The following is a 22,325-nucleotide window of genomic DNA, read 5'->3' as shown; positions in this document are numbered from 1 at the left end:
ACGGGCACGACCGGCTTGCCGTGCTGCGGCGGGCCGTCAGTCGCAGCCGCAGCCGCTCCCCGCGGCCACCGGCTGCGCAGCCGGCGCCCCGATCCCCGGCAGGCCCAGCATGACGCCGGCCGGTTTCGCGGCCTCCACCGCGTTGCGCTTCTCCCAGGCGTCACCCGCGCGCGTGGGACGCACGTCGAGCACGGCGCCCTCGGCGAGCAGGTGGTGCGGGGCGGCGTAGGTGATCTCGACCGTGACCACGTCCCCGGGGCGCACCGCGGTGTCCGGTTTGGTGAAGTGGACCAGCCGGTTGTCCGGAGCACGGCCGGAGAGCCGGTGGGTGGCACCGTCCTTGCGGCCCTCGCCCTCGGCGACCATCAGCTCCAGGGTGCGGCCGACCTGCTTCTTGTTCTCGTCCCAGGAGATCTCCTCCTGGAGGGCGGCGAGCCGCTCGTAACGCGCCTGGACGACCTCCTTGGGGATCTGGTCGTCCATCGTGGCGGCCGGGGTGCCGGGGCGCTTGGAGTACTGGAAGGTGAACGCCTGCGCGAAGCGTGCCTCGCGCACCGCGTGCATCGTCTGCTCGAAGTCCTCCTCGGTCTCGCCGGGGAAGCCCACGATGATGTCGCTGGTGATCGCCGCGTGCGGGATGGCGGCCCGCACCTTCTCGATGATGCCCAGGTAGCGCTCCTGGCGGTACGAGCGGCGCATCGCCTTCAGGATGGTGTCCGAGCCGGACTGCATGGGCATGTGGAGCTGCGGCATCACGTTCGGTGTCTCGGCCATGGCGGCGATGACGTCGTCGGTGAAGTCGCGCGGGTGCGGGGAGGTGAAGCGGACCCGCTCCAGGCCGTCGATCTTCCCGCAGGCCCGCAGCAGCTTGCTGAAGGCCTCGCGGTCGCCGATGTCGGAGCCGTACGCGTTGACGTTCTGCCCGAGCAGGGTGATCTCGGAGACTCCCTCGGCGACCAGCGCCTCGATCTCCGCGAGGATGTCGCCGGTGCGGCGGTCCTTCTCCTTGCCGCGCAGGGCCGGGACGATGCAGAAGGTGCATGTGTTGTTGCAGCCGACGGAGATCGACACCCAGGCCGCGTACGCGCTCTCGCGCCGCGTCGGCAGCGTCGACGGGAAGGCCTCCAGCGACTCGGCGATCTCGACCTGCGCCTCTTCCTGCACGCGCGCGCGTTCCAGCAGGACGGGCAGCTTGCCGATGTTGTGCGTACCGAAGACGACGTCCACCCAGGGCGCCCTCTTCACGATGGTGTCGCGGTCCTTCTGCGCGAGGCAGCCGCCCACGGCGATCTGCATCCCGGGACGCTTCGTCTTCATCGGCGCGAGCCGGCCGAGGTTGCCGTACAGCCGGTTGTCGGCGTTCTCGCGGACGGCGCAGGTGTTGAAGACGACGACGTCCGCGTCACCGTCGGCACCCTCGGGCGCTCGTACATAACCCGCGTTCTCGAGCAGTCCGGACAATCGCTCGGAATCGTGGACGTTCATCTGGCACCCGTAGGTGCGCACTTCGTATGTCTTGACGCCCACGGCCTGGCTCCGGTCACTGCTGCTCATGCGACAAGGGTAGGCGGTACGTGAGGCAGGGCCGTACGGGTTACCTTTCGCCCGCCTTCCACCCCTGGCCGCGCAGGACCGCTCCGACGTCCGGGGCCCGGTAGTGGTCGCCCTTGAGCACCTTGCCGTCGGCCCTGCGGGCGACCAGGCCGTCAGGGCCCAGCTTGGTCATGTTGGCGCGGTGGATCTCCGCGATCACCGCGTCGAGGTCGATGCCGTGGACCAGAGCCGTGCCGTACGCGACGTAGACGACATCCGCCAGTTCGTGCGCGAGCCGGTCCAGGGGGCCGGTGACCGCGACCTCGGCGACCTCCGCCGCCTCCTCCGCGAGCAGCTCACCCCGGTGCGCCGCGAGCTGCGGGGAGACCTCGGTGGGCGTACTGCGGGTGTCGAGTCCGAAAGCCAGATGGAATTCCCGGACGAGGGCAGCGGGCGAAGAGGGAGAGGTTGCGGTGGAGGGGGAGGCGGGGGTTGAGGGGGCAGGGGTACCGGGACGCATGCGGGGACTCTAGCGATCTCGCCCTTTCTCCTGGCCAGCACCGGGGCCCTACTGGCAGGATCTCGCGCATGTTCACGGTGCTCCGGATCCGCAGGCGACACGCCCTCATGGGGTCGGCCGCCGGTTTCGTGGTCTTCGGGCTGCTGCTGTGGTGGCTGCTGCCACTGGACGAGGCGCCCCCGGGCGGGACGATCAGGTTCAGCACCGGAACGCCCGCCGGCGTCTACCAGCAGTACGGATCGAGGCTCAGCACGGCCTTCGCCAAGGACATGCCGGACCTGGACGTCCAGATGATGGACAGCCAGGGGTCCCAGGAGAACGTCAGGCGTGTGGCGACGGGCGCGGCGGACTTCACCATCGCGGCGGCCGACGCCGTGGAGACGTACAAACTGCAGCGGCTGCCGGGGGCCGACAAACTGCGCGGAGTCGCACGTCTGTACGACGACTACATGCAGCTTGTCGTTCCGCGCGACTCGAAGATCAACACCGTGGAAGACCTGCGGGGCAAACGCGTCTCGATAGGGCCGGAGAGGTCGGGCGTACGGCTGATCGCCGACAAGATACTCACCGCAGCCGGCCTCGACCCCGCCACGGACATCAAACCCTTCGCCGACGGCATCAGCACCGGGCCCGGACGGCTCCAGCGGGGTCAGATCGACGCCTTCTTCTGGTCGGGCGGGCTGCCCACGAACGGTCTGGTGCAGCTGGCGAAGAGCTTCCCCTTCCGCTTCATCCCGATCGACGGGGACCTGGTCACCAAGCTGCACGAACAGGGCGGGGCCTCGCGCTACTACCGGGCCACCAACATGCCCGAGTCGGCCTACCCGTCCATCCAGGACGGCTCGACCGTGGCGACGCTCGCGGTGGCCAACCTGCTCATGACACGCGAGGACGTGGACCCGAGGCTCACCGAGTGGCTCACCCGGTCGGTGATCAACAGCCGGGACCGCATCGGCGCCCATGTCCACTCGGCGCAGCTCGTGGACCTGCGGACCGCCATCTACACCGACCCGCTGACCCTGCACGACGGCGCCAGGCGCTACTACCGCTCGGTCAAGCCATAGGGCCCGCGGGCGCGCCGGCCCTCAGGACACCGGGCCCGACCTCGGCACCCGCACCGTCACCTTCAGACCGTGCGGCTCGTGATGCCCGTACGAGATCGTGCCGCCGCCCGCCGCCAGCAGGACGCGCGAGATGGACAGGCCGAGGCCGGACCCCTTGACGTTCTGGTGCCGGCCGCTGCGCCAGAAGCGGTCGCCGATACGGGCGAGTTCGTCGTCGGTGAGGCCCGGGCCGCCGTCGGTGACCACGACCGTCGAGGTCTCACCGTTCGACGCGACCGACACACGCACGCACTCGTCCTCGGACGTGAACTTCACCGCGTTGTCGATCACCGCGTCCAGGGCGCTGGACAGCGTGACCGGGTCGGCCCACGCGGTGGTGGCCGGGCAGTCGCCGACCAGGCGAACCCCCTTGGCCTCGGCGAGCGGGGTCCAGGCGGCGACCCGCTCGGCCGTCAGCGCGCCGATGTCGGTGAGGACGAGGTCCGCCTCGGCGTGTTCGGCCAGCGCCAGGTCGAGGAGGTCGTCCAGGACCTCGGCCAGGCGCTTGCCCTCGGTGCGGACCGATGCGATCTCCTCGTTTCCCTCCGGCAGTTCGAGTGCGAGCAGTTCGATGCGCAGCAGCAGCGCCGAGAGCGGGTTGCGCAGCTGGTGCGAGGCGTCGGCGACGAAGGCGCGCTGCTGCTCCAGCACGTCCTCGACGTTGTCGGCCATCTCGTTGAACGACCGGGCCAGCCGTCTGAGTTCCGGCGGCCCGCCGGCCACCGCCACCCGGGACTTCAGGCTGCCGGTCGCGATGTGGTGCGTGGTGGCGTCGAGGACGCGTACGGGCTTGAGCACCCAGCCGGTGAGGCGCAGCGCGGCTCCCACGGCGAGCAGCATCGCGGCGATCTCACCGGCGCCGACGACGAGCCAGCCGTGCAGTGTCCGTGAACGCATCTGCCCGGTGGGTGAGTCGGTGACCACGACGGCCACGACATCGCCGTCCCGGATGACCGGTGAGGCGACGACGAGCCGGTGGTCCTGCCAGGGCCAGACCTGCTGGGGGTCGTGGCTGCGGCGCGAGAGGAGCGCTTCGGCGAACGCGTCGCGCACCTCGCCCGTTTTTGGCAGGTACCAGTCGGCCGGCGCGTTGGCCATGGGAGCGTCGTTGCGGTAGAAGACCCCGGCACGGATGCCGTAGACGTCGTAGTAGCTCTCGAGTTCGCGCTGGAGGGTCTCGCCGCGCTCGTCGGTGACGGCGTCCTTGACCCGGGAGCCGACGGGCCGGTCGGTGACGTACTGGGCGAGCGCGGCGAAGCGCGCGGTGTCGTCGATCCGGTCGACCACGACCGTCTGCTGCTGGGCGCCGGCCACGCTGATGGCGAGCGGGATGCCGAGCGCGAGCAGGACGGCGGCCATCAGGACGATGAGCAGCGGGAGAAGGCGTGTGCGCACCCGTGCCCGCTACTGCGTCGGGGCGACGAGCCGGTAGCCCACGCCGCGGACGGTCTCGACCAGCGCCGGCATGCGCAACTTGGCACGCAGGGACGCGACATGCACCTCCAGAGTGCGGCCGGTCCCCTCCCAGCTGGTGCGCCAGACCTCACTGATGATCTGCTCCCGGCGGAAGACCACTCCGGGACGCTGCGCGAGGAGGGCGAGCAGATCGAACTCCTTGCGGGTCAACTGGACGACCGAACCGTCCACGAGCACCTGCCGGGTGGACAGTTCGATCCGCAAGGACCCCAGGAGCAGCGCGTTCTCACCGGCGTCGGCGCTGTCCTCGTGGACGTTGCGCCGGCTGACGGCGTGGATCCGGGCGAGCAACTCCCCGGTGTCGTACGGCTTCACCACGTAGTCGTCGGCGCCGAGGTTGAGGCCGTGGATGCGGGAGCGGACGTCGGAGCGCGCGGTGACCATGATCACGGGGGTGCTGGTGCGCTTGCGGATCTTGCCGCACACCTCGTAGCCGTCCTGGTCGGGCAGGCCCAGATCGAGCAGCACCACGCCGAAGCCGTTGCCCTCCGGGACGAGTGCCTGGAGGGCCTCCTCGCCGCTGCGGGCGTGGGTGACGTCGAAACCGTGCCGCGCCAGGACCGCGGAAAGCGCGGCGGCGACGTGGTTGTCGTCCTCGACGAGGAGCAGTCTCATCGCGACCCCTTTCGGTTTCGTCGGATTCGGTCGTGGTGCAACCGTGTGTCAAGCGGAGTACACCACGTGGACCCCCACGCGCGCGTGCCTCGTCCCGGTTGCGGACCGCATCCGTTATCCAGCCGGTACGCCTGTTTATCCAGCCGCTACGTATCTTTCGAATGGCGCTACAAACTGTGTTGACCTGACATCAGATCGTTATCCTCAAGTTCCCCTCAGATGTAATGACGCTGGTCTCGGGGGGTCACTACTGTCCTCCGAAACCGAGGTGGACGGAGCCAGTAAGCGATGACGGAAGTATCGGTTGCCAAGGACGACGCGGCCGCGACCGGCGATCTGGTTGTCCTGAAGAGCGTCAACAAGCACTTTGGCGCGTTGCATGTTCTCCAGGACATCGACCTGACCATCACCCGTGGCGAGGTGGTCGTGGTGATCGGACCCTCGGGGTCCGGTAAGTCCACCCTGTGCCGCGCCATCAACCGTCTGGAGACCATCGATTCGGGAGCCATCTCGATCGACGGCAAGCCACTGCCCCAGGAGGGCAAGGAGCTGGCCCGGCTGCGCGCCGACGTCGGCATGGTCTTCCAGTCCTTCAATCTTTTCGCGCACAAGACGGTCCTCGAGAACGTGATGCTGGGCCAGGTCAAGGTCCGCAAGGCCGACAAGAAGGTGGCCGAGGAGAAGGCCCGCACCCTGCTCGACCGGGTGGGCGTCGCGACCCAGGCGGACAAGTACCCCGCGCAGCTCTCCGGCGGCCAGCAGCAGCGTGTCGCCATCGCGCGTGCCCTGGCCATGGACCCCAAGGTCATGCTCTTCGACGAGCCCACGTCGGCGCTCGACCCGGAGATGATCAACGAGGTCCTCGAGGTCATGCAGCAACTCGCCCGCGACGGCATGACCATGATCGTCGTCACCCACGAGATGGGGTTCGCCCGTTCGGCCGCCAACCGGGTGGTGTTCATGGCGGACGGCCGCATCGTCGAAGAGGCTGTGCCGGACCAGTTCTTCAGCAACCCGCGCAGCGACCGCGCCAAGGACTTCCTGTCCAAGATCCTGCACCACTGACGACCTCCGCGTTCCCGGCGGGCCTCGCCCGTCGGACCCGCACGGCACCGACGGCCCGCGTCACTCCACCAGCCAAAGGATGTTCACCATGAAGCTCCGCAAGGTCACCGCCGCCTCGGCCGCAGCCCTCGTCCTCGCACTCACCGCCACGGCGTGCGGGGGTGACAGCGACAAGGACAGCTCCGGCAGCGGCTCGGGTGACGGCAAGAAGATCACCGTAGGCATCAAGTTCGACCAGCCCGGCATCGGCCAGAAGACCCCCCAGGGCTACACGGGCTTCGACGTCGACGTCGCCAAATACGTCGCCAAGGAACTGGGCTACAGCGAGGACCAGATCGAGTGGAAGGAGTCGAAGAGCGCCGACCGCGAGACCATGCTGCAGCGCGGCGACGTCGACTTCATCGCGGCCTCGTACTCGATCAACGACAAGCGTCTGGCGAAGGTCGACTTCGCCGGTCCGTACCTGTTGGCCCACCAGGACGTCCTGATCCGCTCCGACGACGACTCGATCAAGTCGCCGGCGGACCTCAACAGCAAGAAGCTGTGCTCGGTGACCGGCTCGACCTCGGCTCAGAACATCCATGACACGCTGGCGCCCAAGGCCCAGCTGCAGAACTACCCGACGTACTCGGCCTGCCTGTCCGGTCTGCAGAACAAGGCCATCGACGCGCTGACCACGGACGACTCGATCCTCGCCGGCTACGCCGCGCAGGACGCCTTCAAGGGCAAGTTCAAGCTCGGCGGCTTCAAGATGACCAACGAGAACTACGGCATCGGCGTCAAGAAGGGCAGCGATCTGAAGGCGAAGATCAACACCGCCCTCGAGAAGATGGTCTCCGACGGCTCCTGGCAGAAGGCCGTGGACGCCAACCTCGGCCCGGCCGGCTACAAGAACGAGCCCGCGCCGAAGATCGGCGACATCAAGAGCTGAATCAGCGCCTGACGGGGTGCGCCGGTCCTCAGGCCGGCGCACCGGGGCCCTCGACACGCGGAAGCGCGGGAGATCGTGTTCGACTTTCTTGAAGGTTACGACCTGCTGGGTGCCTTCTGGGTGACTGTCCAGCTCACCCTTCTCTCGGCCGTCGGTTCGCTGGTGTGGGGAACCATGCTGGCCGCCATGCGCGTCGGTCCGGTGCCGCTGATGCGCGGCTTCGGCACCGCCTACGTGAACATCGTTCGGAACATCCCGCTGACCGTGATCATCCTGTTCACCTCACTGGGTTTGAATCAGACACTCAGCGTCACCATGGGCGCACCGAACAACTTCGAGACCCTGAACTTTCGGCTCGCCGTGCTGGGTCTGATCCTCTACACCTCGGCCTTCGTGTGTGAGGCCCTGCGCTCCGGCATCAACACGGTGCCGGTCGGCCAGGCGGAGGCGGCGCGTGCCATCGGCCTGAACTTCACCCAGGTGCTGACCCTGGTGGTGCTGCCGCAGGCGTTCCGTTCGGTGGTCGGCCCGCTGGCGAACGTCCTGATCGCCCTCACCAAGAACACCACGGTGGCCGCGGCGATCGGCGTCGCCGAAGCAGCCCTGCTGATGAAGACGATGATCGAGAACGAGGCCCAGCTGATCCTGATCTCCGCGGTCTTCGCCTTCGGTTTCGTGTGTCTGACGCTGCCGACCGGTCTGATCATGGGCTGGGTGGGCAAGAAGGTGGCGGTGAAGCGATGAGCTCCGTTCTGTACGACGCCCAGGGTCCCCGGGCCAAGCGGCGCAACGTCCTTATCACCGTCGTCTTCTTCATCGCCCTCGCGGCAGTGCTGTGGTGGGTGTTCGACGCTCTCCAGGACAAGCAGCAGCTGGAGTGGGCGAAGTGGAAGCCCTTCCTCGGCGGGACGGAAGCCTGGTCCACATACATCTGGCCCGGACTGCAGAACACGCTGAAGGCTGCGGCGCTCGCCATGGTCATCGCGCTGCCGCTCGGGGCGGTCTTCGGTATCGCACGGCTCTCCGATCACGTGTGGGTACGTGTACCGGCCGCCGTGGTCGTGGAGTTCTTCCGTGCCATCCCGGTACTGATCCTGATGATCTTCGGGGTCGCCCTGTACTCCGAGTACACGAACGTCAGCTCGGACGACGTGCCCTTCTACGCGGTTGTCACGGGCCTTGTGCTGTACAACGCGGCGGTCCTCGCGGAGATCGTCCGGGCGGGCATCCTGGCACTGCCCAGGGGCCAGTCCGAAGCCGCCATGGCGATCGGTCTACGCAAGAGCCAGGTCATGCGGACGATCCTGCTGCCGCAGGCGGTCACCGCGATGCTGCCGACGATCGTCAGCCAGATGGTCGTGATCGTGAAGGACACGGCTCTCGGTGGCGGCGTCCTCACGTTCCCCGATCTGATCGCCGCGGTGAGCCCGATGAGCTCCTACTACGGCGCCAACATCATCGCCAGCTTCACGGTTGTCGCTCTGATCTTCATCGCGATCAACTTCGCTCTCACGACCTTCGCGAGCTGGCTGGAGCGGCGCCTCAGGCGCGGCAAGAAGAGCACCGGCGTGGTACTCGATCCGAACGACGCGTCGATCGCGGGCGCTGCGGGAACGGGAGCCGCCGGCGGCACAGGCGGCCTCTGACGCTCAGTCAATCGGCGTGCAGCACACGGAGGGCAGTGGCATGATCGCCACTGCCCTCCGTCACTTGACGCAAGCACCCGCAATCTGTTGCATACGTTCTGTGATCGTGCACCCCGCTCCAACTTCCTGTTCACTTGTTTCGATGAAAACGTCGCTCTGGGCAGGGGGCGCCGCGCCATGGACCCGGTGATCATCGTCGGCGCGGGGCCGGTCGGTCTCACGCTGGCGCTTGCGCTGGCGCGTCAGGAGGTCCCCTCGGTCGTTCTCGACGAGGGGCCGGGCAAGGACGACCAGCGCCCCGCGCGCACGGTCGTGCTGCGCGAGGACACCGCCGCGCTTCTGGAGCGGCTGTCCGGTGTGCCGATCGCCGACGCCGGTTTCCGCTGGGCCGGATGGCGGTCGATGCGGCGCAAGCAGGTGATGCGTCGGATCTCCTTCGGCGGCGAGGAGCCGGACGGGCCGGCCGACACGCCCCCGCCGGGACCGACCTCGCAGCCCGTCACCGAATCCGACGCCCCCCTGCACATCGCCCAGCACATCGTGACCGGCGCACTGCGTGCCGCCATCGCGCGCGAGCGGCTCGTCAAGGTCGCCGTCAACAGCCGCCTCGATTCCATCGAGCAGGAACCATCCGGCATCACGGCCCACACCCGCGGCCCGGCCGGCACCTGGTGGCGCGGCAGTTACCTCGTCGGCTGCGACGGCCCCCGCTCCACGGTGCGCAAACTCCAGGACATCCGCTTTCCCGGGCGTACCGCCGTCGAACGACACGCCGTGGCCGCGCTGCGTACGGAACTTCCGTGGCCCGGCGAGGCGTTGTTGCACCGGATGCCTCCGTGGCGGACGTCCGGCCCCTCGGCCGGGGAGATCACCGCCCGTCCTCTTCCCGACGGCGTGTGGCGCCTGGACTGGCTGATGCCGCCCGGCAAGGACCTGGTCACGCCCGAACTCCTCGTGACCCGCGTCCGGGAGACCCTCGCGGGCTGGAGCGACGGTTCCACACCGCCGTACGACCTGCTCGACACCGGTGTCCACATCGTCCACCACCGGCTCGCCCGGCGCTGGCGGGCCGGGCGGGTCTTCCTCGCCGGGGACGCCGCGCATCTGCTCGGCACGCTCGGCACCCAGGGGCTGGACGAGGGGCTGCGGGACTCCGACAACCTCGCCTGGAAGCTGGCCCTGGCCTGGCATCACGGCCCGCACGAGGCACTGCTCGACAGCTATCAGGCCGAGCGTCGCGCGGCCGTCTCCGCCCGACTGCGCGCCGCCGACCAGGCACTGCCGCTGCTGCGCGGCGGCGGAGGGCTGCGGTCGTACGTCCCCGGGTCGGCCCGCGGACACGACGGGCTCCTCACGGACGGTCACCTGGGGCGTGGCATCCTGGGCGCGCCGGGGGCGTACGCCCTTTCACCGCTGTCGCCCCAGCACATCGAGGCGGAGATCTCGGTGGACACCCCGCCCGGCTCCCAGGTGACGGACGTACGGGTCACCGCGGAGGACGGTTCCTTCGTACAACTGCGGGAACGGCTGGGCCGGGGCGCGCTGCTGGTGCTGCTGGTCGCGCCGGGTACAGGGGTGTGGGAGCGCAAGCACTGGGTGAGCGCCGGGATCATGCCCCGGCTGGCGGCCGCGGTGGCGGCGCTGCCGCATCCCGCCGAGCTGCTGGTCACCGAAAGCTATCCGGGCGCGGCAGCCCACACCGTGCTCCTGATCCGCCCGGACGGGCACCTGGTCACGGCGCTGAACGGGGTACGGCCCGCAGACCTGTACGCGGCGGCCGAGGCAACCCTGGGCGGCCCCGTGCAGGACAGGGCGAAGGCCAGGGCCGAGGCCGAGGAGGCGAGCGAGGCCGGCGATACGAACGAGACATCGGACACGACGTCGAACACGGAAGCTGCGGCTGGCAGGCGCTGACACCTCCCCTTTCCCGCGCCCCCCCTACGCCCCTCTCCTCGCGCGAGTCCACATGGTGAGGCGGAGTTGACCGCTCCGCACCGTCATGCTGTACTCCGGAACGTGACCAAAGTCGACACTGATGTGCGCCTGTGGCGGAGGGTCCACATGGACCTCGTCCGCTACGCGGGCTGCGTGTGTCGTCCGTCCTGCTGATTCGCATCCCACTTTCCCGCGCGCGCCGTTCATCCACGCCATCGCGCGCTCCCCGCGAACGTCACCAGGACGGTACCCGTGTCCGTGTCACCCTCCGTATCCGCACCCGCACCCGCTCAGGCCGCCGGTGCGCCCAGGACCCCGACCCAGGCGGAACTTCTCGGCTTCGTACGGCGTACGGCCGCCGACGCCGAGCTGATCGCCTCCCTGCCGCTCGACCCCGAAGGGCGTACCTGGGTGCGTCTCGAGGGTCCCGGTGGCAGCGAGGCCTGGCTGATCGGGTGGCCGCCCGGCACCGGTACCGGCTGGCACGACCACGCCGACTCGGTCGGTGCCTTCCTCACCGCGGCCGGCGAACTCAAGGAGAACTCGCTCGCCGCCCGGCTGCCCACCGACGGCTGGAAGACCCTCGAACTCTCCGAGGACGTCGACCGGGAGCGACGACTGGCGGCCGGCCAGGGCCGGAGCTTCGGCCGCCACCATGTGCACGAGGTGCTCAACGAGTCCCGCGACGAGCACGCGATCTCGGTCCACGCCTACTACCCGCCGCTGCCCCAGATCCGCCGCTACAGCCGCACGGGACCGGTGCTGCGCCTGGAGCACGTGGAGCGCCCGCAGGACTGGCAGTGAGCGAACAGCCGCTCGGCATCGACGAGTTGCTCGACCGCGTCCGCGACACCTACGCGCGCGTGGAGACACCCGAGGCGTACGAGGCCGCGCAGGCCGGCGAGGCACTGCTGGTGGACATTCGGTACGCGGCCCTGCGGGAGCGGGACGGTCTGATTCCCGGCGCGCTCGTCATCGAGCGCAACGAGCTGGAGTGGCGCCTGGATCCCCGGGGCAGCCATCGCGCCCCACAGGCGACCGGCCATGACCTGCGGATCGTGGTGATCTGCAACGAGGGATACGCGTCGAGCCTCGCGGTCTCGTCGCTGCACCAGTTGGGGCTGCGGCGGGCGACCGACCTGGTCGGCGGGTTCCAGGCGTGGCGGGCGGCCGGACTTCCGGTGACCTCCTAGGCGTACCGGAATCTGCGTGCGCGAAGTCGTCGTTGTCGTCGTTGTCGCTGTCGTCGTTGTCGTCGCTGTCGTCGTTGTCGCTGTCGTCGTTCCGTCCGTCCGGCTCTGAACGCGGTCGGCGCCCCCGCGCGTCCACCGTGTTCAGAGCCGGGGACGTGGACCCCCCGAGCACCCGACTGCCGCTCGGGACGGCCAGACCTCGGCCCAGCAGGGCTCAGTACCCGTCGTCAACGAGGAACTCGGTGTCCTCGCCGTCCTCGCCCTCCTCCTCCAGCGCCTGGCGGACCACCCGCAGGGCCATGCCCTGGGAGTAGCCCTTGCGGGCGAGCATGCCCGCCAGGCGCCGCAGCCGTTTGTCGCGGTCGAGACCGCGGGTCGCACGCAGTTTGCGGGCGACAAGTTCACGCGCGGTCGTCTCCTCCTGCTCGGAGTCGAGCTGTCCGACGGCCTCGTCGATGAGTGTCGGGTCCACGCCCTTGGTGCGCAGTTCCTGTACGAGTGCCCGCCTGGCCAGTCCCCGGCTGTGGTGCCGGGATTCGACCCAGGCGTCCGCGAACGCGCTGTCGTTGATCAGTCCGACCTCCTCGAACCGCGACAGCACCTCCTCGGCCACCTCGTCCGGGATCTCGCGCTTGTGCAGGGCGTCCGCGAGCTGCTTACGCGTACGCGGGGTCCCGGTGAGCAGGCGCAGACAGATCGCCCGCGCCCGCTCAGCCGGGTCCGCCGGGGGTTCCGCAGTCTCGGCCCTCGACGAGGAAACGGAACCTCCGTCCTGTGGGTCGCCGCCCGCCTCACCGAAGCCGCGCTGCCGACGTCGTCCACGTCCACCACGTGAGCCGTCGCCACGCGAGTCGCCCTCGCCGTACGGGCCGCTTTCGCCACTCGGGCCACCAGCGCCACGGCGCTTTCTGCCGCCCGGAGAACCGTCGCCCCTGCGTCGGCCGTCCCCCGGCAGATCCTCTCCGCGACGCGCGCCGGCGCCGAAGTCACCTTCGCCGTCACCCTCGTACGACCCGGCGCCCGCGCGGGCTCCGTGGCCACCCCCGTATGGCCAGGCCTCACCGTGGCCGCTGTAACCGCCCCCGGCAGGGCCCCCGTGGCCCCGGTCTTCCGAGGCACCGGGGTTTACGTACTCCGCCCAGTCGGTTCGTCGTGTCACGGGCTAGCTCTTGACCGCCGTGGCCTTGGCCTTGGTGGTCTTGGCCGCCGGAGCGGGCACCGTCTTCGCGGGATCGTCCGAGCCGGCCGTGACCGCCGCGTCAGTGCCCGGCTCCTCGGTGGGCTTCTCCGACCGCCCGCCGACGCCCAGCTTCTCGAGGATCTTCTTCTCGATCTCGTTGGCGAGATCGGGGTTGTCCTTCAGGAAGTTGCGGGCGTTCTCCTTGCCCTGGCCGAGCTGGTCGCCCTCGTACGTGTACCAGGCGCCGGCCTTGCGGACGAAGCCGTGCTCCACGCCCATGTCGATCAGACCGCCCTCGCGGCTGATGCCCTGCCCGTAGAGGATGTCGAACTCGGCCTGCTTGAAGGGCGGCGCGACCTTGTTCTTGACGACCTTGACCCGGGTGCGGTTGCCGACCGCGTCGGTGCCGTCCTTCAGGGTCTCGATGCGACGGATGTCGAGCCGCACCGAGGCGTAGAACTTCAGCGCCCGGCCACCGGTCGTGGTCTCCGGGGAGCCGAACATCACGCCGATCTTCTCGCGGAGCTGGTTGATGAAGATCGCGGTGGTCTTGGACTGGTTGAGCGCACTGGTGATCTTTCGCAGCGCCTGGCTCATCAGACGGGCCTGAAGGCCGACGTGGCTGTCGCCCATCTCGCCCTCGATCTCCGCGCGCGGGACGAGTGCGGCGACGGAGTCGATGACGATGAGGTCGAGGGCACCGGAGCGGACCAGCATGTCCACGATCTCCAGCGCCTGTTCGCCGTTGTCCGGCTGGGAAAGGATCAGGTTGTCGATGTCGACGCCGAGCTTCTTCGCGTACTCGGGGTCGAGGGCGTGCTCCGCGTCCACGAACGCGACCTGGCCGCCGGCCCGCTGCGCGTTCGCCACGGCGTGCAGGGTCAGGGTCGTCTTACCGGAGGACTCCGGGCCGTACACCTCCACCACTCGGCCGCGCGGCAGGCCGCCGACGCCGAGGGCTACGTCGAGCGCGGTCGACCCGGTGGGGATGACTTCGATGGGCTCGTTCGGCCGCTCGCCCAGGCGCATCACCGCGCCCTTGCCGAACTGTCGTTCAATCTGTGCGAGCGCGGCGTCGAGCGCCTTCTCGCGGTCGGTTCCTGCCATGGGTTCCACCCGATTTGCTTGTGTCGATCGCTTCACGTCAAAGACGCTAACGCCTGCCACTGACAATGCGCCCCGACGCCCGTCCGGCCTGTGGATAACTCGGGCACATCTCCATGGAAACCCTGACGAAATCCCCGTCGAGAGCCTCGCCGGAACCTCCATCAGAATGGATGTTCGATTTTCGTGTCAAGCGCAACACCCTGCACGTTCGGGACCGGGTTCGCGGTACGTCAACGGTCGGGATGTCGGGTTCGACCCCCTCGGGGACACCTCTGCACACCGTCGGACGAGCTACCCGACGCTCATCAGCGGCACCGCGACACGAGCAACGCTTTTTACGAGCGTCCGGAGCCTTCCCCCGACGACGAATCGGCATCCGGCCCTGAACCCGACCCCGGTTCCGGCTCCTCCGCGGAGGGCGCCCGGTGGTCGGCGCCGGCACCGCGCCGCCCCTCCAGCAGACCCCGCAGCCGCGTGAGGGCGCCCGCGCCGCGGCTGCGGTGCCCCTGGACACGAGGGTCGTCCGTGACGTCGTACCGCTTCACGTATGCCCCCAGGAACGCCTGGAGCGTGGCGATCGCCGGAATGGCGATCAGCGCGCCGACGGCGCCGAGGAGTGCGGTGCCGGCGATGACCGAGCCGAAGGCGACGGCGGGGTGGATGTCGACCGTCTTCGCGGTCAGCTTGGGCTGCAGGACGTAGTTCTCGAACTGCTGGTAGAGCACGACGAAGACCAGCACCCACAGCGCGTACCAGGGATCGACTGTGAAGGCGATCAGCATCGGCAGGGCGCCCGCGAGATAGGTGCCGATGGTCGGGATGAACTGCGACACCAGTCCCACCCAGACGGCGAGCACGGGCGCGTACGGCACGCTGAGGATCTCCAGCAGCACATAGTGGGCCACCCCGGAGATGAGCGCCATCAGGCCGCGCGAGTACAGATAGCCGCCGGTCTTGTCGACGGCGATCTCCCACGCGCGCAGTACCTCGGCCTGCCGGGCGGGCGGCAGTACGGAGCACAGCGCACGGCGCAGGCGCGGCCCGTCGGCGGCGAAGTAGAACGCGAACAGTGTGATCATCAGAAGCTGGAAGAGGCCGCCCAGCACCTGGGCGGAGACATCCAGGACCCCGGTGGCGCTGTTCTGGACGTAACTGCGCAGCCAGTCGGAACGGAGCAGGCCCTCCTGGACGTCCACCCGCTTCAGGTCGGTGTTGAAGTGCGCGTTGACCCAGCTGATGACGGAGTCGAGATAGCTCGGGAAGTCCTCGACGATCTTGATGATCTGGCCCGCGAGCATGGACCCGAGCAGGGTGACGAATCCGGCGATCGCGATGAGCAGACCGATGAAGACGAGGAAGGTGGCCAGCCCCCGGCGCATACCGCGCGACGCCATACGGCTCACCGCGGGTTCGATCGCGAGCGCCGCGAAGAACGCGATGAGGATGTTGATCAACAGGCCCGTGAGCTGGTGAAAGGCCCAGCTGCCCAGCTGGAACGCGCCGACCAGGGCAAGCGCCAGCATCATGGCGCGCGGCAGCCAGCGTGGCATGCGCGCGCCCTGCCCGGCGTCATGCCCGACCGGGGGTGCGGGCGGCTGCGCGCCGAACTGGGACTTCTGCTGTCCGAGCTGCCCGGTCTCGTCTGTGGATGCCACGGTCCAAGTCTCGCCCACGCCGCCGACAATCAGTCGCCGCCCTGCGCTCTTTGTGGCCGACAGGCGCCGTTTCAGTGCGATTTCACCGGTTCTCCGACGGAACGTTCATCGCCACGCACACCACACGCCACACGTCCTTCGCCTCCCAGCCGGCGTCCAGGGCCTCGTGCACGGTCCGGCCGCCGAGCTCCGTCATCACGTGATCGCGCGCGAAGGTGTCGGCGTAGCCCGAACCGAAGTGTTCCGCCATCCGCTGCCAGAAGACCGTCAACCGCATGACTTCAGTATCCCGCCCCTGAGGGTGGGCCCGCGCCGGGACCGCTCGCCAGGGGTGCTTTGCGCCCTACGGTCTGACCCATGGCCGAAACAGGAGAATCCCCACTTCCCCCGACGCCTCCGGCGCGTTCCCCGCTCTTCCGTGCCGAGCACTTCATGTGGCTCACCGCGCGCGTGCTGGAACAGCGCCGCTTCGCGTACCACTTCCTGAACGGAGGCGCCGACGCGGTCGAGACCGCGCTGGAGGCCTATCGCAACGAGGACGGCGGATACGGCCACGCGCTGGAACCCGACCTGCGCGGCCCCGTCAGCCAACCCCTGCACGTCGGACACGCGCTGCGCGTCCTGGACGCCATCGGGCGCTGCGGCGGACAGCGGGTCGAGCGTGTGTGCCGGTATCTGACGTCCATCTCCACTACGGACGGCGCGCTGCCGGCCATCCATCCCAGCCAGCGCGGCTATCCGGCGGCGCCGTTCGTCCCGATCGTGGACGACCCGCCCAGCGAACTCCTCGCCACCGGCCCGGTGGTGGGTCTGCTGCACCGCAACGAGGTATGGCACGCCTGGCTGTTCCGGGCCACGGATTTCTGCTGGCAGGCGGTCGACTCGCTGGAGAAGTCCCATCCGTACGAGGTCGAGGCCGCCGTGGCCTTCCTGGACTCGGTTCCCGACCGCTCGCGCGCCGAGGCGACGGCCGACCGGCTGGGCCGCCTGGTACGCGAGCACCGGCTCGTGGCACTCGACCCGGAGCGACTCGACGCCTCCCCGGTGGCGTCCGGCTACGCCCCGGGTGAGCACCACTTCCCGTACGACTACGCGAAAACGCCGGGCTCACTCGCGCGCGCGTGGTTCACGGACGAGGAGATGGCACGCTCCCTGGACTTCCTCGCCGGCGAGCAGTGCGAGGACGGCGGCTGGCCCATCCGCTGGCGCGCGTGGGCACCGGGCACCGCCCTCGAGGCACGCCCCATGGTGACGGTCGAGGCACTGCGCACCCTGAGGGCGTACGGCCGCCCCATCGGCTGACGCCACCACGATCGGGGGTGTCCGCTTCCGCTTCGGCCGAGGACGGACACCCCCGGCTCGTCCATGGCCCCGCCGCCTCACGGCACCGCCCCACCGTCGGAGGCAAACGCGCAGGTCAGCGCGATTGTCAGTGGTGGGGTGCAGGATGGACGCATGGTCAGCTCCGCACACCGAGCCCTCGATGGCTTCTCCCCCGCGACCAGTGGCTGGTTCACGGGGGCCTTCTCCGCGCCCACCGCCGCCCAGGCCGGGGCGTGGCGGGCCATCGGTGAGGGCTCGGACGTGCTGGTGGTCGCCCCGACCGGCTCCGGCAAGACCCTGGCGGCGTTCCTCGCCGCACTCGACCAGCTCACCTCGACACCCCCGCCCGCCGACCCCCACAAACGCTGCCGCGTGCTCTACGTGTCACCGCTCAAGGCCCTCGCGGTCGATGTGGAACGCAACCTGCGCAGCCCCCTCACGGGTATCCGCCAGGAATCCGTACGTCTGGGCCTGCCCGAACCCGAGGTCAAGGTGGGCATCCGCTCCGGCGACACCCCGCCGGCCGAGCGCCGCGCCCTGGCCACCCGCCCACCGGACATCCTGATCACCACCCCGGAGTCGCTGTTCCTGATGCTGACGTCGGCCACGCGCGACGCGTTGACGGGCGTGGAGACGGTGATCCTGGACGAGGTGCACGCGGTCGCGGGCACCAAGCGCGGCGCGCATCTCGCACTCTCCCTGGAGCGGTTGGACGAACTGCTGCCCAAACCCGCCCGGCGCATCGGGCTCTCCGCCACCGTCCGCCCGGTCGACGAGATCGCGCGGTATCTGTCCCCCCGTCGCAAGGTGGAGATCGTCCAGCCCACGTCCGACAAGGAGTTCGACCTCTCGGTCGTCGTCCCGGTCGAGGATCTGGGCGAGCTGGGCGGCTCCCCGGTGGCCGACGCGAACGACGGGGCCGAACGGTCGTCCATCTGGCCGCATGTCGAGGAGCGGATCGCCGATCTCGTCCAGGCGCACCGCTCGACGATCGTGTTCGCCAACTCGCGCCGCCTGGCGGAGCGCCTGTGCAACCGGCTCAACGAGATCGCCTACGAGCGGGCCACCGGTGAGCCCCTCGCCGAGCACCACGCTCCCGCCGAGCTGATGGGCGGCTCGGGCGCGGCCCAGGGCGCCCCTCCGGTCATCGCCCGGGCCCACCACGGCTCGGTCTCCAAGGAGCAGCGCGCACTCGTCGAGGAGGACCTCAAGGCGGGCCGGCTGCCTGCCGTGGTGGCCACCTCCAGCCTCGAACTGGGCATCGACATGGGCGCCGTGGATCTGGTCGTCCAGGTCGAGTCGCCCCCGTCCGTGGCCTCCGGTCTGCAGCGCGTGGGCCGCGCCGGACACCAGGTGGGCGCGGTCTCGACGGGCGTCGTCTTCCCCAAGTACCGGGGCGACCTCGTCCAGGCGGCCGTGGTCACCGAACGCATGCGCACCGGTTCCATCGAGTCCCTGCGGGTCCCCGCCAACCCCTTGGACGTCCTTGCCCAGCAGCTCGTCGCGATGGTGGCGCTGGACACGTGGCAGGTCGACGATCTGCTGGCCACTGTCCGCCGAGCGGCGCCCTTCGCCTCCCTCCCGGAGTCGGCGTTCACGGCGGTCCTGGACATGCTCGCGGGGCGCTATCCGTCCGACGCGTTCGCGGAGTTGCGCCCGCGTGTGGTGTGGGACCGCGTCGCCGGTACCGTCACCGGCCGCCCCGGCGCGCAGCGGCTCGCCGTGACCTCCGGGGGCACGATTCCCGACCGCGGGCTCTTCGGTGTCTTCCTCGCCGGCTCCGACCCGAAGAAGGGTGGCGGCCGGGTCGGCGAGCTGGACGAGGAGATGGTGTACGAGTCCCGCGTGGGGGACGTCTTCACACTCGGTACGAGCTCCTGGCGTATCGAGGACATCACGCGCGACCGCGTCCTGGTGTCCCCGGCTCCCGGTGTTCCCGGCCGCCTCCCCTTCTGGAAGGGCGACCAGCTGGGGCGCCCGCTCGAACTGGGCCGCGCGGTGGGCGCGTTCCTGCGCGAGGTCGGTTCCCTGCCCGAGGACGACGCCCGCCTCAGGCTCCTCGCCGCCGGGCTCGACACCTACGCGGCCGGCAACGTGCTCTCCTACCTGGCCGAACAGCGTGAGGCCTGCGGCCACATCCCGGACGACCGGACCATCGTCGTGGAACAGTTCCGGGACGAACTCGGGGACTGGCGGGTCGTCGTCCACTCCCCCTTCGGCGCCCAGGTCCACGCCCCGTGGGCGCTCGCCCTCGGCGCCCGTCTCTCCGAGCGGTACGGTATGGACGCCCAGGTCATGCACGCCGACGACGGAATCGTGCTGCGTCTGCCGGACGCCGACCTGATGAGCCTGGACCTCCTCGACCAGGAGCCGATGAGGGCGGGCGCCCCCCTGAGCACGGAGTACGACGCCGAGCAGGCCCCCGTGGGCGCGGCGGACGTCGCTTTCGACAAGGGCGACGTCAACCAGATCGTCACCGACCAGGTGGGCGGCTCGGCCCTGTTCGCGGCCCGTTTCCGCGAGTGCGCCGCCCGGGCCCTGCTCCTGCCGCGCCGCAATCCCGGCAAGCGCACCCCGCTCTGGCAGCAGCGCCAGAGGGCCTCCCAACTGCTTCAGGTGGCAAGCGAGTTCGGTTCCTTCCCCATCGTCCTCGAAGCGGTCCGCGAGTGCCTTCAGGACGTCTTCGACGTGCCCGGGCTCGTGGAGCTGATGGGCGACATCGAGTCCCGCAAGGTGCGCCTGGTGGAGGTCGCCACCCCGGAGCCCTCTCCCTTCGCCCGCTCCCTCCTCTTCGGGTACGTCGCACAGTTCCTGTACGAGGGCGACTCACCGCTGGCCGAGCGGCGCGCCGCCGCCCTGTCGCTGGACTCGCGGCTGCTGGCCGAACTGCTCGGCCAGGCGGAGCTGCGCGAACTGCTCGACGCCGATGTACTGACCGAACTGGAGCGAGAACTCCAGTGGCTCACCGAGGACCGACGCGCGAAGGACACCGAGAGCGTCGCGGACCTGCTGCGTCTGCTCGGCCCGCTCACCGACGTCGAACTGGCCGCGCGCGGCGCCGATCCACAGTGGGCCCGGGAACTGGCGGACGCCCGCCGCGCGATCCGGGTCCGCATCGGCGGCGTCGACCACTGGGCGGCGATCGAGGACGCGGGACGCCTGCGCGACGCGCTCGGCACAGCCCTGCCGGTCGGTGTCCCGGAGGCCTTCACCGAGCCGGTCAAGGACCCCCTCGGCGACCTCCTCGCCCGCCACGCCCGCACTCACGGCCCGTTCACCTCTGCCACGGCGGCAGCCCGTTTCGGCCTGGGCGTGGCGGTCACCGAGGGCGCGCTTCAACGTCTGGCGGCGAACGGTCGCGTCGTACAGGGGGAGTTCCATCCGGCGGGCATCGGCCAGGAGTGGTGCGACGCGGCGGTGCTGCGCCGTCTTCGGCGCCGTTCCCTGGCTGCCCTGCGGCACGAGCTGGAACCGGTGCCGCCCGCGGCGCTCGCGCAGTTCCTGCCGCAGTGGCAGCACATCGGCAAGGGTCACGGGCTGCGCGGCATCGACGGACTGGTGCGCGCCGTCGAGCAGTTGCAGGGCGCCTCCGTGCCCGCGTCCGCCCTGGAGAAGCTGGTCCTGCCGTCCCGGGTGTCGAACTACGCCCCCGCGATGCTCGACGAGCTCACGGCAGCCGGGGAGATCGTCTGGGCCGGGGCAGGCGCCCTCCCCGGAAAGGACGGCTGGGTGTCCCTGTACCTGGCAGAGGCGGCCCCGCTGCTCCTGCCACCGCCCCACCCCCTGGAGCCCACCGCGCTCCACCAGTCCGTCCTCGACGCCCTCGGCGGGGGGTACGGGCTCTTCTTCCGCCAGATCGCCGACCAGGTCCGCGCCACCGCGCACCCGGACGCCACGGATCCCCAACTGGCCGACGCCGTCTGGGACCTGGCGTGGTCGGGCCGGCTCACGAACGACACACTCACCCCGATGCGCTCACTCCTCGGCTCCGGCCGCACAGCGGGCTCGACGGCGCACCGGGCCAAACGCGCCGTGCCGCGCGGCCGGTACGGCTCGCTGACGGCTGCCGCCCGCCCCGCCTCTCGCGGCGGCCCCCCGACCGTCGCCGGCCGCTGGTCCCTGCTCCCCGGGCATGAGCCCGACCCCACCGTCCGCGCCCACGCCCTGGCCCGCACCCTGCTCGACCGCCACGGGGTGGTGACCAGAGGTGCCGTTTCCGCGGAGGGCGTCGAGGGCGGCTTCTCAGCCGTGTACCGCGTCCTCTCCGCCTTCGAGGACAGCGGTCAGGCCCGGCGCGGTTACGTGGTGGAGGGCCTCGGCGCCGCCCAGTTCGCCATGGACGGTGCCGTGGACCGCCTCCGGGCGACAGCGAACGCGCGTGATCGCGGCGACTCCCGGCCCGCCCCGGCCCCCGGCACTGGAACTGGCACCGCCCCGGCCGATGCCCACGGCGTCGCGTTTCCCGCTGACCACGGTTTCGCAGAGGACTTCGACCTCGATTTCAGTTCCGCGTTCCCCCACACCCCCGCCGCACAGACCAGGCACGCCTCGGCCCAGGGTTTCCCCGGAAACACCGGGTCCGGAGCTCCCTCCTCCGACGCCGCCCGTGCCGTCGTCCTCGCAGCAGCCGATCCGGCGAACGCGTACGGTGCCGCGCTCCCCTGGCCGGAACCCCCGACCGGCGCCGGCCACAAGCCGGGCCGCAAGGCCGGATCGCTGGTGGTACTCGTGGACGGAGAGCTGACGCTGTACATGGAACGAGGCGGCAAAACCCTGCTGGCCTGGCCCTCCGAACCGGACGGCAGACCCATCGAGGACCCCCGGCTGCGCGCGGCGGCGGAGGCCCTCTCCGCAGCGGCCCGCGCGGGTTCCCTCGGCACGGTCACGGTGGAGCGCGTCAACGGTGCCTCGGCCCTGACCTCGCCCATCGGGGCCCTCCTGGAAGGAGCGGGCTTCATCGCGACCCCTCGCGGACTGCGCCTGCGCGCCTGAGCGAGTCCCCGCCCCACCCCGCCGTGCCCCACGACATGCCACCCTGGACCC

The 22,325-nt window shown here is 70.1% G+C and carries 19 protein-coding genes; 11 read left to right on the top strand and 8 right to left on the bottom strand.

Annotated elements, in window-relative coordinates; all coding sequences use genetic code 11:
• Nucleotides 1–36: 36 nt before the first annotated feature.
• Complete coding sequence (gene miaB, locus PV396_RS02190; protein WP_319199848.1) at nt 37–1,554, bottom strand: tRNA (N6-isopentenyl adenosine(37)-C2)-methylthiotransferase MiaB; 1,518 nt, start codon at nt 1,552–1,554, stop codon at nt 37–39.
• Between the two features lie 40 nt (nt 1,555–1,594).
• A complete protein-coding gene (locus tag PV396_RS02185) occupies nt 1,595–2,053 on the bottom strand; it encodes a MazG nucleotide pyrophosphohydrolase domain-containing protein (RefSeq protein ID WP_319199847.1) in 459 nt (152 codons plus the stop codon).
• A 68-nt stretch (nt 2,054–2,121) separates the two neighbouring features.
• Between PV396_RS02185 and PV396_RS02180 the strand changes: the two genes are divergently transcribed.
• Nucleotides 2,122–3,117 (top strand): TAXI family TRAP transporter solute-binding subunit, encoded by a 996-nt coding sequence (locus PV396_RS02180; RefSeq protein ID WP_319199846.1) that lies wholly within the window; start codon nt 2,122–2,124, stop codon nt 3,115–3,117.
• Between the two features lie 21 nt (nt 3,118–3,138).
• Here PV396_RS02180 and PV396_RS02175 read toward each other — a convergent pair whose 3' ends face one another.
• Nucleotides 3,139–4,551 (bottom strand): HAMP domain-containing sensor histidine kinase, encoded by a 1,413-nt coding sequence (locus PV396_RS02175; protein WP_319199845.1) that lies wholly within the window; start codon nt 4,549–4,551, stop codon nt 3,139–3,141.
• A gap of 9 nt (nt 4,552–4,560) precedes the next feature.
• Nucleotides 4,561–5,247 (bottom strand): response regulator transcription factor, encoded by a 687-nt coding sequence (locus PV396_RS02170; protein ID WP_319199844.1) that lies wholly within the window; start codon nt 5,245–5,247, stop codon nt 4,561–4,563.
• A gap of 288 nt (nt 5,248–5,535) precedes the next feature.
• Between PV396_RS02170 and PV396_RS02165 the strand changes: the two genes are divergently transcribed.
• From PV396_RS02165 to PV396_RS02135, 8 genes are all read left to right on the top strand, one after another.
• On the top strand, nt 5,536–6,312 hold the full coding sequence (locus PV396_RS02165) for an amino acid ABC transporter ATP-binding protein (RefSeq protein WP_319199843.1): 777 nt from the start codon (nt 5,536–5,538) through the stop codon (nt 6,310–6,312).
• Between the two features lie 88 nt (nt 6,313–6,400).
• Complete coding sequence (locus tag PV396_RS02160; RefSeq protein WP_319199842.1) at nt 6,401–7,243, top strand: glutamate ABC transporter substrate-binding protein; 843 nt, start codon at nt 6,401–6,403, stop codon at nt 7,241–7,243.
• A gap of 75 nt (nt 7,244–7,318) precedes the next feature.
• Entirely contained in the window at nt 7,319–7,987 is a 669-nt protein-coding gene (locus PV396_RS02155) for an amino acid ABC transporter permease (RefSeq protein ID WP_319199841.1), read from the top strand.
• Entirely contained in the window at nt 7,984–8,889 is a 906-nt protein-coding gene (locus tag PV396_RS02150) for an amino acid ABC transporter permease (protein ID WP_319199840.1), read from the top strand. The genes PV396_RS02155 and PV396_RS02150 overlap by 4 nt, the downstream gene beginning before the upstream one ends.
• Before the next feature lie 177 nt (nt 8,890–9,066).
• Nucleotides 9,067–10,803 carry an FAD-dependent monooxygenase gene (locus PV396_RS02145; protein WP_319199839.1) on the top strand — a complete coding sequence of 579 codons (1,737 nt, stop codon included), beginning with the start codon at nt 9,067–9,069 and terminating at the stop codon, nt 10,801–10,803.
• A 102-nt stretch (nt 10,804–10,905) separates the two neighbouring features.
• The gene (locus PV396_RS44975; protein WP_416071316.1) at nt 10,906–10,998 is read left to right on the top strand and encodes a putative leader peptide; all 93 of its coding nucleotides are present in this window, start codon (nt 10,906–10,908) and stop codon (nt 10,996–10,998) included.
• A gap of 78 nt (nt 10,999–11,076) precedes the next feature.
• A complete protein-coding gene (locus PV396_RS02140) occupies nt 11,077–11,628 on the top strand; it encodes a cysteine dioxygenase (protein WP_319199838.1) in 552 nt (183 codons plus the stop codon).
• Nucleotides 11,619–12,017, top strand: a complete 399-nt coding sequence (locus PV396_RS02135) for a rhodanese-like domain-containing protein (RefSeq protein ID WP_319200621.1) — start codon at nt 11,619–11,621, stop codon at nt 12,015–12,017. Before PV396_RS02140 ends, PV396_RS02135 begins: the two co-directional genes overlap by 10 nt.
• Before the next feature lie 214 nt (nt 12,018–12,231).
• Here PV396_RS02135 and recX read toward each other — a convergent pair whose 3' ends face one another.
• The 4 genes from recX to PV396_RS02115 all read right to left on the bottom strand — a co-directional run bounded on the left by recX (nt 12,232) and on the right by PV396_RS02115 (nt 16,236).
• Complete coding sequence (gene recX, locus PV396_RS02130; protein WP_319199837.1) at nt 12,232–13,176, bottom strand: recombination regulator RecX; 945 nt, start codon at nt 13,174–13,176, stop codon at nt 12,232–12,234.
• Between the two features lie 3 nt (nt 13,177–13,179).
• Complete coding sequence (gene recA / locus PV396_RS02125; RefSeq protein ID WP_319199836.1) at nt 13,180–14,304, bottom strand: recombinase RecA; 1,125 nt, start codon at nt 14,302–14,304, stop codon at nt 13,180–13,182.
• Between the two features lie 335 nt (nt 14,305–14,639).
• Nucleotides 14,640–15,959 (bottom strand): AI-2E family transporter, encoded by a 1,320-nt coding sequence (locus PV396_RS02120; RefSeq protein ID WP_319199835.1) that lies wholly within the window; start codon nt 15,957–15,959, stop codon nt 14,640–14,642.
• Nucleotides 15,960–16,041: 82 nt separating this feature from the next.
• Complete coding sequence (locus tag PV396_RS02115) at nt 16,042–16,236, bottom strand: DUF3046 domain-containing protein (RefSeq protein WP_319199834.1); 195 nt, start codon at nt 16,234–16,236, stop codon at nt 16,042–16,044.
• Nucleotides 16,237–16,316: 80 nt separating this feature from the next.
• Between PV396_RS02115 and PV396_RS02110 the strand changes: the two genes are divergently transcribed.
• Entirely contained in the window at nt 16,317–17,261 is a 945-nt protein-coding gene (locus tag PV396_RS02110) for a hypothetical protein (protein ID WP_319199833.1), read from the top strand.
• Nucleotides 17,262–17,414: 153 nt separating this feature from the next.
• Complete coding sequence (locus PV396_RS02105) at nt 17,415–22,274, top strand: DEAD/DEAH box helicase (protein ID WP_319199832.1); 4,860 nt, start codon at nt 17,415–17,417, stop codon at nt 22,272–22,274.
• The last annotated feature ends 51 nt before the right edge of the window (nt 22,275–22,325 follow it).

The sequence above is a fragment of the Streptomyces sp. ME02-8801-2C genome (assembly GCF_033793965.1).
GTDB lineage: Bacteria > Actinomycetota > Actinomycetes > Streptomycetales > Streptomycetaceae > Streptomyces.
This window is presented reverse-complemented; position numbering and strand designations above follow the sequence as displayed.

Excerpts from the sequence above, each read along its gene's own strand:
- PV396_RS02170 (WP_319199844.1), bottom strand. The coding sequence starts at position 5,247 with ATGAGACTGCTCCTCGTCGAGGACGACAACCACGTCGCCGCCGCGCTT.
- PV396_RS02150 (WP_319199840.1), top strand. The coding sequence starts at position 7,984 with ATGAGCTCCGTTCTGTACGACGCCCAGGGTCCCCGGGCCAAGCGGCGC.
- PV396_RS02115 (WP_319199834.1), bottom strand. The coding sequence starts at position 16,236 with ATGCGGTTGACGGTCTTCTGGCAGCGGATGGCGGAACACTTCGGTTCG.
- PV396_RS02145 (WP_319199839.1), top strand. The coding sequence starts at position 9,067 with ATGGACCCGGTGATCATCGTCGGCGCGGGGCCGGTCGGTCTCACGCTG.
- PV396_RS02105 (WP_319199832.1), top strand. The coding sequence starts at position 17,415 with ATGGTCAGCTCCGCACACCGAGCCCTCGATGGCTTCTCCCCCGCGACC.
- recA (WP_319199836.1), bottom strand. The coding sequence starts at position 14,304 with ATGGCAGGAACCGACCGCGAGAAGGCGCTCGACGCCGCGCTCGCACAG.
- PV396_RS02110 (WP_319199833.1), top strand. The coding sequence starts at position 16,317 with ATGGCCGAAACAGGAGAATCCCCACTTCCCCCGACGCCTCCGGCGCGT.
- PV396_RS02185 (WP_319199847.1), bottom strand. The coding sequence starts at position 2,053 with ATGCGTCCCGGTACCCCTGCCCCCTCAACCCCCGCCTCCCCCTCCACC.
- PV396_RS02165 (WP_319199843.1), top strand. The coding sequence starts at position 5,536 with ATGACGGAAGTATCGGTTGCCAAGGACGACGCGGCCGCGACCGGCGAT.
- PV396_RS02180 (WP_319199846.1), top strand. The coding sequence starts at position 2,122 with ATGTTCACGGTGCTCCGGATCCGCAGGCGACACGCCCTCATGGGGTCG.
- PV396_RS02160 (WP_319199842.1), top strand. The coding sequence starts at position 6,401 with ATGAAGCTCCGCAAGGTCACCGCCGCCTCGGCCGCAGCCCTCGTCCTC.
- miaB (WP_319199848.1), bottom strand. The coding sequence starts at position 1,554 with ATGAGCAGCAGTGACCGGAGCCAGGCCGTGGGCGTCAAGACATACGAA.